This is a genomic window from Modicisalibacter luteus DSM 23508, from assembly GCF_000378505.1.
Lineage (GTDB): Bacteria > Pseudomonadota > Gammaproteobacteria > Pseudomonadales > Halomonadaceae > Modicisalibacter > Modicisalibacter luteus.
Window position 1 is genome coordinate 1 of record NZ_KB900021.1, and the last position, 9708, is coordinate 9708.

Annotated in this window: 13 protein-coding genes; 5 read left to right on the forward strand and 8 right to left on the reverse strand. The window is 56.0% G+C overall.

Features of this window, described 5'->3' with window-relative positions:
- Positions 1 to 515, forward strand: a 515-nt coding sequence (locus tag F568_RS0121585; RefSeq protein WP_019020827.1) for a tyrosine-type recombinase/integrase, incomplete at its 5' end; no start/stop codon positions are given.
- A 141-nt stretch (positions 516 to 656) separates the two neighbouring features.
- Here the strand turns inward: F568_RS0121585 and F568_RS23680 are convergent.
- Entirely contained in the window at positions 657 to 1217 is a 561-nt protein-coding gene (locus F568_RS23680; protein WP_019020828.1) for a plasmid pRiA4b ORF-3 family protein, read from the reverse strand.
- 394 nt (positions 1218 to 1611) lie between these two features.
- On the reverse strand, positions 1612 to 1848 hold the full coding sequence (locus F568_RS0121595; RefSeq protein ID WP_229804096.1) for a type II toxin-antitoxin system Phd/YefM family antitoxin: 237 nt from the start codon (positions 1846 to 1848) through the stop codon (positions 1612 to 1614).
- Between the two features lie 124 nt (positions 1849 to 1972).
- On the opposite strand from F568_RS0121595, the gene F568_RS0121600 reads away from it, so the two are divergent.
- Positions 1973 to 3010 carry an IS30 family transposase gene (locus F568_RS0121600; protein ID WP_019020830.1) on the forward strand — a complete coding sequence of 346 codons (1038 nt, stop codon included), beginning with the start codon at positions 1973 to 1975 and terminating at the stop codon, positions 3008 to 3010.
- Positions 3011 to 3035: 25 nt separating this feature from the next.
- Here the strand turns inward: F568_RS0121600 and F568_RS26480 are convergent, their stop codons facing one another.
- Complete coding sequence (locus tag F568_RS26480; protein WP_019020831.1) at positions 3036 to 3587, reverse strand: RES family NAD+ phosphorylase; 552 nt, start codon at positions 3585 to 3587, stop codon at positions 3036 to 3038.
- The gene (locus F568_RS0121610) at positions 3584 to 3943 is read right to left on the reverse strand and encodes a hypothetical protein (protein ID WP_019020832.1); all 360 of its coding nucleotides are present in this window, start codon (positions 3941 to 3943) and stop codon (positions 3584 to 3586) included. The genes F568_RS26480 and F568_RS0121610 overlap by 4 nt, the downstream gene beginning before the upstream one ends.
- A 215-nt stretch (positions 3944 to 4158) precedes the next feature.
- Here F568_RS0121610 and F568_RS0121615 point away from each other — a divergent pair, with 215 nt between their 5' ends.
- Positions 4159 to 4407, forward strand: a complete 249-nt coding sequence (locus F568_RS0121615) for a hypothetical protein (RefSeq protein ID WP_026300716.1) — start codon at positions 4159 to 4161, stop codon at positions 4405 to 4407.
- 65 nt (positions 4408 to 4472) lie between these two features.
- On the opposite strand, the gene F568_RS24145 is transcribed toward F568_RS0121615, so the two are convergent.
- The 3 genes from F568_RS24145 to F568_RS0121630 all read right to left on the reverse strand — a co-directional run bounded on the left by F568_RS24145 (position 4473) and on the right by F568_RS0121630 (position 7989).
- Complete coding sequence (locus F568_RS24145; RefSeq protein WP_156817542.1) at positions 4473 to 6689, reverse strand: hypothetical protein; 2217 nt, start codon at positions 6687 to 6689, stop codon at positions 4473 to 4475.
- Positions 6690 to 7343: 654 nt separating this feature from the next.
- Complete coding sequence (locus tag F568_RS0121625; protein WP_019020835.1) at positions 7344 to 7706, reverse strand: HepT-like ribonuclease domain-containing protein; 363 nt, start codon at positions 7704 to 7706, stop codon at positions 7344 to 7346.
- Entirely contained in the window at positions 7699 to 7989 is a 291-nt protein-coding gene (locus F568_RS0121630; protein WP_019020836.1) for a nucleotidyltransferase family protein, read from the reverse strand. Before F568_RS0121630 ends, F568_RS0121625 begins: the two co-directional genes overlap by 8 nt.
- A gap of 407 nt (positions 7990 to 8396) precedes the next feature.
- Between F568_RS0121630 and F568_RS26525 the strand changes: the two genes are divergently transcribed.
- Complete coding sequence (locus F568_RS26525) at positions 8397 to 8759, forward strand: transposase (RefSeq protein WP_479691213.1); 363 nt, start codon at positions 8397 to 8399, stop codon at positions 8757 to 8759.
- Here F568_RS26525 and F568_RS0121635 read toward each other — a convergent pair.
- Complete coding sequence (locus F568_RS0121635; RefSeq protein ID WP_019020837.1) at positions 8654 to 9070, reverse strand: Rpn family recombination-promoting nuclease/putative transposase; 417 nt, start codon at positions 9068 to 9070, stop codon at positions 8654 to 8656. The genes F568_RS26525 and F568_RS0121635 overlap by 106 nt on opposite strands.
- Before the next feature lie 324 nt (positions 9071 to 9394).
- Between F568_RS0121635 and F568_RS0121640 the strand changes: the two genes are divergently transcribed.
- The coding region (locus F568_RS0121640; protein WP_026300717.1) for a DEAD/DEAH box helicase at positions 9395 to 9708 on the forward strand (314 nt) is incomplete at its 3' end.

The following is a 9708-nucleotide window of genomic DNA, read 5'->3' on the forward strand; positions in this document are numbered from 1 at the left end:
TCACGCTGGCCTTCTATGGCGCGTTCCGGCGCAGTGAAGTGGTAGCGATTACGGTGGGCGATATCGAGTGGCGACCGGAGGGCATCATCATCACGGTGCATCACAGCAAGACCAACCAGAGCGGACGTATCGAGACCAAGAGCCTCATGCGGGCGCCGCCGGGTACGGTTTATTGTCCGGTCGGGTTGCTGGAGGCCTGGATCCAGGCCTGCGGAGTTCAGCGTGGCGCCGTGTTCCGTACGGTCAGTTCGGCTGGCCGACTTGGTGCCGGTCGCATGACCGACCAAGCGCTGTACGTACGAATGAAGCAGGCATTGAAGGCAGCAGGGTTGGCTGGTAAGGGCTATACCCCGCACAGCTTCCGTGCAGGGTTTATCACCGAAGCCCATCTACGCGGCAAGAGCGACGTGCAGATCAAGCGGATCAGTGGCCACCGAGATCAGCGCACGTTCGAGCGCTATATCCGTGTGGCCGATCTCTTCGAAGACCCTGCCGGCGATTTCTTTGAATTGTGAACGGTTTACATGGCGAGGCCACCGGGCCAATCGCCCTACTCCTATCAAATCATTCTGCAGCGATGGCAAGGCCCAAGAATGCCTCCAATTCTGTACCAGGCTGAGCCCCCGCTCCTTTGATTGATAGCCAATCTCCATATTTCAGGGACGACGAAAGCGCCGCTGGATCGGCGCTAGCCTGTCAGCAATCTCTTCGGCCGGTAATGTGTAGGGGTCGTACCCCTGCCCGACCGTCGAAAGCAATGTCTGACCGTATTCATCACTTCGCCCGGCAATTGCCTCCTTAAGAGCCTCATAGCCGATGAGGCCGCCAATATCCTCCGGAGGGCAAGCCATGGCGCCCTCCAGCCAGCGGGGACATGGGTTAGTCTCGGGCAGGCCGCTCTTCTCAACGAGGACACGATGCTCCCACCCGTCACCGAAATCATAGAGATAGCGGAACTCGCCATCAGGTAGCCGCGGCAGCATGCTGTACAACTTGGCATTGCGGGCCTGAGCGACGGGACGATCAGACAAATCATCTATCTCGCCGTAATAGCGGCCATTACATTCAAATTCATAAAGATGGATATCTTCCCACCCCATCGTCGCCTGGATGACCGTGTGCAACGTGTATAGGTTGATCTGCTGGGGCACGATCACCCGACGCCAAATCAGGGGGCGAGTATCGACCAGCTCGATTCGCAACTGAACATCAGGCATAAAAATATCTCATTAGCATACACACGCGCAGCACTCTATCTCTGAATCGGTGTGTATGCGCAGATTGCCGTGACAGTATCTAGCCAGCGCTACAGTTACTCTATCCGCTGGGGCTTTATGGGACTCACCAGGGAGCCTGGTTGATTTAACTGCCGTAGTAGCCTCGAAGGCAACAAGGCGGATACTAACGACCTGTCTCCACCAGTCGTCTATAACCATCGAGAGGGTAAGACGCTGCTTCTCGACCAAAAGCGCAATCTCCTACGCCGAAATGGCTGAAATCAGAACCTCACCATTATCTGTCTGCAACTCATGCTCAATGGCGTCAAGTGCATGCTGAGATAGCTGATGCCGCCATTGACCCACCAGAGCAGTGTGTGAACATCCAGGACAATCACCGAAGCGCTTCCCAGTTTTCTTCGCCCACCGGCTCGAATGGAGCACCCAACTCAATGACGCTGCCGCGTAGGCGCTCAAGCGGGGAACGCTGATCAGCTTTATAGCGACGCACCTCGATAACAGGACGCCCCTTGTCAGTCACGATGACTGCCTCTCCTGAAATTTCGACCTGGCGGAAGTATTCAAGCGCTCGTGCCTTGAATTGGGATTTTGAGACTTCTTCGGATTGCATGGCCATGTCCTAGTCATGATGCCTAGTCATTAGGTTAGCGAAACAAGGTGACTATGCGAAGTGGTCATGGAGGGCGGTCTCAATGACCAAGTGCAACATGTGACCCATCAGGTACGGTGTTGCCATGACTCATTGCTATCGCCACCTCGCTGCTGAAGACCGAGCCGCCATCATGATGATGCGAGCCACGTACTCGATCCGAGCCATTGCCACTCATCTGGGCCGGGCACCAAGTACCGTGTCGCGAGAAATCGCTCGCCACACGGTCGATACCATCAAGGGCTATGATGCCGGCCTGGCGGGCTACCGGGCTCGTCTGACGCAACATCGGCCATGTCAGCGTCCCAAGCTGCATCCCGACGGGGAACTCTTCGAGGTGGTGGTCTACCTGCTGTGCAAGTACTGGTCCCCGCAACAGATAGCCCGCCCACTGAAGCGTATGTCTCCCAACGATTCACGTCGTCAGGTCTCGCATGAGGCCATCTACAACGCGCTCTATGTGATGCCCCCTGGCAGCCTCACGAAGGAACTCGTCGCCTGCTTACGTCAGGGCAACGGCAAGCGTCGGCCACGCCGTCGTGGCAAGGATCGACGCCAGCAGATTCCCGAGCTGGTCAGCATCCACATGCGCCCGCCTGAGATCGAAGACCGCCTGATGCCTGGCCACAGGGAAGGTGATCTCATCATGGGCGCCAACAATCGCTCCGCCGTCGGCACGCTGGTGGACCGCACCACGCGCCTGGTGATTCTGGCGAAAGTGGATGGCACCACGGCCACGGCAGCAGTCGTCGGCTTCAGCGACAAGCTCAATGAGGTGACACGATCCTTGCGTCTATCCATGATGTCCGACCAGGGCAGAGAGATGATGAAGCATGCCGAGATCACTCAGAAGACCGGGACGGCGATTCACTTTGCTGACCCACATAGCCCGTGGCAGCGCGGCTCCAATGAGAATACGAATGGACTGCTGCGGCAGTATCTGCCGAAGGGCACGGATCTGTCGGTCTATAGCCAGGAGGAACTCGATATGATCGCTGATTCACTGAACACGCGGCCACACCAGACATTGGGTTGGCGAACGCCGCTGGAAGTTTACGCTGAGGTGCTCAGGAAATCAGCGGCTAGACGAGCACCCTTTAATAGCGTTGCGCTTGGAACTTGAGACCACCCCTCCAATCGCATTTAAATTAATTTTGCAAATTACCGCTCTGAGGTTCACTCGGTAGCCTGTTATCGTCGTCTATAACACGAACTTTGGTAGGAGTCCTACGTGACCACTGCCAAAATACGATGTTGATGTCTCTATGCGTTGCGCCATTAGCCTGGGAAGGTACCCGGATTCCGGCAAAACCCTCCTTGATCAGCTGGTCTACGATACCCCATGCAAGGATGGGCTCGCGCCGCATCTTCTTGTCCAGCCATGCTTCCTGCATCCAGGCCTTCGGGTTGGCGTGTACGCGCTCTTGGATTGCCGGGTTGCATAGATCCAAAAGAGGGCCGCAATCGACTTCATACGTGCAGAGGGTTAGTGGCTGCGTCTTGTACGGGAAACCTTGCTGCGCCTCGAGCCACGCGGTCTCGAAGCGCTCACTGGTGTAAAGTGCTGGGAGGCCGACCGGATTCCAGCGTCCTCCATTTCGAGCTGCTCCCTCTCCGGATTCCGGAGCATGTTGCCACCGGGGATTGTGCCCTCGATAAACAACCCCCTGGAATTGAAACCCTAGCTCCCGCAGTCTCACGCATAGCCTCCCTCTGCGATGTGAGAGAGATAGGCACGGACATCATCGGCGCGTCCTCGGCTGACCAGTTCCTCAGCAGTGAGGTCACCCAGAGGAGCTATCGGGTAGGTGCGATACCAAGACCATGCGCCGCTGATCGAACCAGCCCAGGGCTCGATACGCTTAAGGATCTCTATGGCCTGGCGCAGGCGCTGCTGTGTAGAGACTGTATAGAGGCGATCTTTGCGGATGATCGCACTGTGACTCAAACCAATTGCATTGGCGAACTCACGCTTGGTGATGTGCAGCTCTGCCAAGATCGAATCCGCCACGATATATCCTTCATGGTCCACTACATCACGAATTTCAATATTCATGGATGTCACCCATATTGACGCATATATGTGTCACTATATGCGTCAAAAAAGTGGCCGTCAAAGAGCCTTACAGATTTTCCCTCCCGCCAGCGTGAGGAGCCTGAACGCAGGCACAGGCCGACGACGAAGGCCGCGACCAAGAGAGTAGCGGGTCTATCCGCCAGATTCAGGGGGTGCTGTTGGTACTGGGTCGCCGAGTACTGGAGAAGGGTTTCATGTTCGACGCGCTGACGCTCCCCGAAGCCGGCATCTCTCGGGAAATCCTCGAAAGCATCGGCAGCGACCCGACACTTGGTCAGATCCTCAAGGCATGCAAGATAGATCAGCCCCTGCCAGAGGCAGTGAAGATGGTCCTGGTGGATCACGATATCGCCTACTTCAACGCCAAGGGAAACATGGTGCTGGCCGAGGCCGGAAAGGCGTTCTTCGAAGACCTGTTTAGCCAAGAGTCGAGCGATCACTAAAAGGTGCAGAGCTTGCCAGCCATAGGGGCACTGCTGAAGAAGGCTCGGAGTATCATCGCTAGTTATTACTTATTACGCGATGCACTCCCTTTCCTCAAACGACGCGAGAACCTACCAGCAAGCCCCTCAGCTTTACTGCGCAGATCATATCCAGCCGCTTTGTCACTGGCCGTTTGTCTCAGTTGCTCAGTCAATCCTCGGCCTCGGGTCGTGACGCTCTCCCACTGCTCGGCATCAAACAATGCAGTATTGCCAGGTCGAGATCTTAGCCTCTCGTTCACGGCTCGCAATTCAGGCTGATAGATCGCCGGATGAACACCGGACATGGCCATCACTCGTAACGAGTCGGCCAGGCGCTGCTCCGGATGAGGACGTGCAGACGAATCGAGACGCTGCAGTCGCTGAAAGCACTCACTCGAAAATGCATGATCGTCATGCAATCGCCAGCGTAGATAACTTGCAATGTGGGTATCGGGGAGCAGCTCGAGCTTAGCTTCAAGCTGATCCTGCTTGTGATCCAGAGCCTCCAACACTCGACCCTGTAAGGCATCAATCTCACCTTGGGCTTGCTCTTCCCAGTCACGGTAGGCCTTACCCTTGACCTTCTGGCGGACCTGTTCGGCGACCTGAGTAGTCAGCATCTGGCTCAGCACCGGTGAGCCAGTTCCTAGCACTAGTGCCCCGGCAGGGCCAAAGAGCAACAGCCCGATGCTGGTTCCTGCCACGCTTCCTGCGGTGGCCAGGCCAGTACGCACCATGCCATCGACAAGAACCTGCTCTAAAGCCTGCTTGCCGGTCAGCTGACCGCGACGATAGGCGATAAAACCTCGGGTGGCACTGATCGCGCCGGCCATACTAACCACGCTGGGATTGAATATATCCACCCCAGCCCCTAGGGACTCTCGGGTAATCTGTTCAACCAGCTCACTACTCAAACCATCGACGAAGAAAACCTTGTCGCCCCACTCCTCGGGAATCTGACCAGCTAACTCAGTGTTGGCGATCACAGGATAATCGTAGCGTTCAAAGTGGTTTCTCAGGCCCTCCAGTGTGGCATGGAACTTGACCTGGAAGGGCTGCCCGTCGACCAAAAGGTCCCAGCCAGGCTCATTAGTAGCCTCAGGAAAGCTGACGGTGTGACCGGATGCTGCTAGCTGGGCGGCAACGGCCTTTTCCGCCACGTAGCCCTTGAGTTGGCTAATGCCTCCCAATACTTCCCTGTCGGTGCCTTCGAGGATCTGTGCAGCCATCTCGGCAAAACTCAGCCCCGCATCAATCTCATCGGTGCGAATAAAGTCCGCTGCAGCGATGACCTTAGGGTCGACCGCAGCGACAGCGTAGAGGACATCACCTACGGTAAGCGTTGCCATGGCGGCCGCCGCCTGTGCCTCACCAGGCTGGCAAGTCTCGCCAGTGAGACGCGAGCCCGCCGACAGAGCACTGGTAGGCAGCATTGACACCGGCTGAGACATAGTTCTGAGGACGTCGTCAGGAGGTAGCGTACCGCCATAAGTGGGTAATTCTGAGAGCCACTGCCACTCGTCGCGATAGTGCTGCCGCTTGGCGTCGCTGTCGCTTTCCCCCCTGGGCAGGCGTGACGCTTGCTCGAAACAGCGCCGGACGCTTTCGAAACCCGAACTTCCGTGCAGCTTACCCTGCAGAGTCAGCATAGCCACTACTCGAGCCGCGACGGCCACTCTCACCTTCTCGCGGGCGGAGCGGATGAACCACCATCCTCCGCCACCTGCAACACCTAGGATGGTGATCGGATTGGACAGAACCGAGACAAAGGAAACCAATCCGGAGCCGCTAACCAAGGGAATGAAAGCAGATACCTGGGCGGCCAGTATGTAGGCGGAGAAGCCTGCGGCACTGACACCGACACCGAGGGAGCCGAGGGATCCGCCGAGAAGCAAGGTATTACGAAGGGCTGCATCGTTATGCCGATTGGCCTGAGTTTCATTCAGCAGGCGGCGATGATTTTCCCCACTCAGCGCATCCAACGAAGCGATGGATTTCTTCAATACATCACGCCTCTGTTCAGGGCTGGGCGGTGAATCCTCATTTTTCAGAGTCTGCTCAAGCAGCTCATCCAGCACCGGTAAGACTACATCTTTAAGCGTGGTGGCGTGCTCGCCTTTGGAGAGCCAGCCACGCTGATGCAGCCAACGCCGACTAGAGTTGGCGAGGCCGGGTGGGTCCAACACATGAATCAGCTGCGCGGCCATGTCGTCAGCAAGGTAGCCGCATCCGCGGAAGGTGGTCGTAAGCCTCGCAGGCAAGCCCAATGCCTCCCTCAGTCGTACCCATAGCAGAAGCCGGAGCTGATCATCACTATAAACAGAATCAAACCAATAACTCTGGCGTTCGCTGAGCTCTTTGCTGCCCTCCTCTACCTCAGGAGCGGGTAGCTGGGGCAGCGCCTCATTGGTGTCCTTATCAAGCCAATCCTCAAACCGTTTGCCGAGCCGCCTGCCGAATTTCTCCAACCGCACCGTAGCCTGTTCATTGAGCTTTTCGAGGCGGCGCTGCCACTGGCTATCATCGAAGAGGGCCAGACAGGAAGAGAGGAGCTCGCGATTGGCTCCGCCGAGCCCAAACAAGATGTCGATCGGCGATAGAGAGCTCGTGTTCTGAGGATAGCTGTTCCTTCATGAAACTCCTTTACTACATGATGTAGCCTAAGCATGGATCAGCCAGACAACGAGTATCGTCGAAAGCTTCCTTCAACTCTCAAGTTTGGACGGATCGAGCGGTGAGCCTATCCAACCGGGATCCTGCCAAGCGCAGTAACTTAAATTCTTTGGAAAATATAAAACCCAAGGCGACATCACAGGACGATTGGCGCTATGCTACCCATCGGGTATAAGCAATGGTATTCCCAGCGCCTGACGTAAATCTAAAATGTCACTAAGCCAATTTACATCCATGCGATTTTATTCTTCTTGGTACTGACTCTTGACTGAATTCAGCAACTGCAAGAGCTCAGGAATGTTGTCTTGAATGATGCTCCATATCGTATCGTCATCGATGCCAAGGTAAGCATGGATTAACCTATTACGGGTCGCAATGATCATGCGCCATGGCACCTCAGGGTGTTTCTGGCGTACCGCGTCAGGGATTCTAGTCGCTGCCTCGCCGATCAGCTCCAGATTACGTAGAGTAGCGTCATACGTGAGATCATGATTGATGAAATGTTCCTGATCTAGACCATCCGTGTAAGAGAGCACTTTCTCGGCAAAGCCGATCATGTCGGTGATGTATAAACGCCATTCACGCTTCAGCATTCTTTCAGACATGCATCGCCTCACGCTCGATGTAAGGACGCAGCTCCGGCCTCAATGCTTTTTCCGTGACCAAGTCCACAGGGCGCCCCAACAGGTCCTCCAAGTAGAACTGCAAGCCAAAGTATCGTGCCGAGGTGGCGGGGCCATCGAAGCTCACCAGAATATCGATGTCACTATCCTCACGAGCCTGGCCACGGGCCATTGATCCAAAAATTGCTAATTCTTCGACATCAAATTCTGATGCCAAGGTTGGTAGATGATCGTGTAACAGCTGCAGTATCGTTTCCCTATTCATTCCGCCTCCTCCAGCCAGCTATTCCTCCAAGTGCTGTCGTGGAGAGTAGCGGGTACACATCCATGATCGCTGCCCTGCCACAACCTCCCTGTATCCTGCCTGCCAGTAGCCAAAGGTTCAACACGTGAGTGGTCGCAACGATACGGTATCTTCTTCCCACCTAACATTACTTCCTTTGACATCCTCCCCGGCCTAAAGAGGGTGTCGCGAAAGGGACAGAGTCGTAAAATGATGTCTCTACTTCTGAGAGTTTACCCGTGTCGACAGCCTGCATGTCCACGCCCGATGATAGGCAATTTGCGCTTTTTCAAGAATCGCCTGCCTCGTCCCCTCCTGCCTCCCGCGTGCCGGCAGCCTCAACAGGGCGGGGTTTCGTACAGGGTGATCCCACCGCGATTTTCCTGGGTATGACGCCGCTTGAAGATCATCTGAGACAGGCGGGGATTCGGGCTCCTTTTGTCGTGGCTGAACTGCTGGATGCTCAGGACTGGACCCCCTTCGAAGAGCGCTATGCCGCGACAGGGCGGGCACCGTATGCGCCACGTGCAATGATGGGCCTGATTCTCTACGGGATTATGCATGGGGTCTCATCGCTGCGCGCACTGGAACGGCTGGCGCGTGTCGACCTGGGAGGCATGTGTGTGGCCGGAGGCATTTCTCCCGATCATGCCAATATCGGGCGCTTCATCTCCTTGCATGAGCAGACACTGACGCAAGCGTTCATCGGTAGGCCTCCGCCCGGCGTGGCGACCTTGGTCTTGAGAAAATGATCGTAAAAGCACGCCACATAATGCATTAGCCGAATCGCCATGGTGTGATCCACCGAAGACTGAAACTCCAGAAGAATGTATAGGAACACTCGCTGGGTCGCGCCCTGCCAATTAACTTCCACCGACCACACCACGTCTTCGAACCTCTCCTCGAACAGCGGCGTAATATAATTGCCGCTATGATTCTTGAGGGTGCTAAAGTCCATCAACTCGGCAATCTCAGGCGGGGCGAAACCCTTGATCAGTTGCTGTACGAACTCAGGGTAGCTGAACAACACCTTGTAGCCGGTATCGTGGTGGTTGCTGGCCATGCGCCCTCCTGTTTCGATCTCCACAGTTTACCATATCTGCCTGTCTGTTCGATGATGTCTGCCGGCTTCATGTCCTGTGAAATCATAGATTTTGTGGAATCGGCAAGAGCTAATGAGATTCTATAAATATAACGGTATAATTTATTCAATCGGAGACCGGCAAGCCTCACGAAAAGCGAACGAACGCGTCGATTACGACGAGTATAAAGCCCGTGCAGCCAGGCCCGACGGTGCTACTTCAAGCCCAGCAAGGCTCCATCGTTACCAACCAGGTATGAAGGATGTGGCGTTCTGCAGTGATGACCTGACGCAGCGGGGCTGGTAGTGGCCTCCGATATTGCTCATGCCGAGACGCTGGCCGAGCAGTTGGAGGATCGCGGCCAGACGGTCTGTCTGGTCACCAGCAAATCTCCAGGCGCCCATGCACGACTGCGTGCTTTTCGGAAGGACACGATGCCCTGGATCGTCGCGGTGGGCATGGTTAGTGAAGGCGTGGATATCCCCCGCTTGCGGGTCTGTTGCTACCTTAGCCATGTCCGCACCGAGCAGTCGTTTCGCCAGGTGCTGGGCCGTATCATCCGGCGCGAAGGGACAGACGATCCCGAGTGCTATCTCTTTGCCCTCAACGAGCCGACCCT

Bases quoted from the DNA above. Each gene is read 5' to 3' on its own strand.
- F568_RS0121610 (WP_019020832.1), bottom strand. From the start codon at position 3,943: ATGAATATTGAAATTCGTGATGTAGTGGACCATGAAGGATATATCGTG.
- F568_RS23680 (WP_019020828.1), bottom strand. From the start codon at position 1,217: ATGCCTGATGTTCAGTTGCGAATCGAGCTGGTCGATACTCGCCCCCTG.
- F568_RS0121635 (WP_019020837.1), bottom strand. From the start codon at position 9,070: ATGGCCAGCAACCACCACGATACCGGCTACAAGGTGTTGTTCAGCTAC.
- F568_RS26525 (WP_479691213.1), top strand. From the start codon at position 8,397: ATGACGCCGCTTGAAGATCATCTGAGACAGGCGGGGATTCGGGCTCCT.
- F568_RS0121595 (WP_229804096.1), bottom strand. From the start codon at position 1,848: ATGCAATCCGAAGAAGTCTCAAAATCCCAATTCAAGGCACGAGCGCTT.
- F568_RS0121625 (WP_019020835.1), bottom strand. From the start codon at position 7,706: ATGTCTGAAAGAATGCTGAAGCGTGAATGGCGTTTATACATCACCGAC.
- F568_RS0121615 (WP_026300716.1), top strand. From the start codon at position 4,159: ATGTTCGACGCGCTGACGCTCCCCGAAGCCGGCATCTCTCGGGAAATC.
- F568_RS0121600 (WP_019020830.1), top strand. From the start codon at position 1,973: ATGACTCATTGCTATCGCCACCTCGCTGCTGAAGACCGAGCCGCCATC.
- F568_RS0121630 (WP_019020836.1), bottom strand. From the start codon at position 7,989: ATGAATAGGGAAACGATACTGCAGCTGTTACACGATCATCTACCAACC.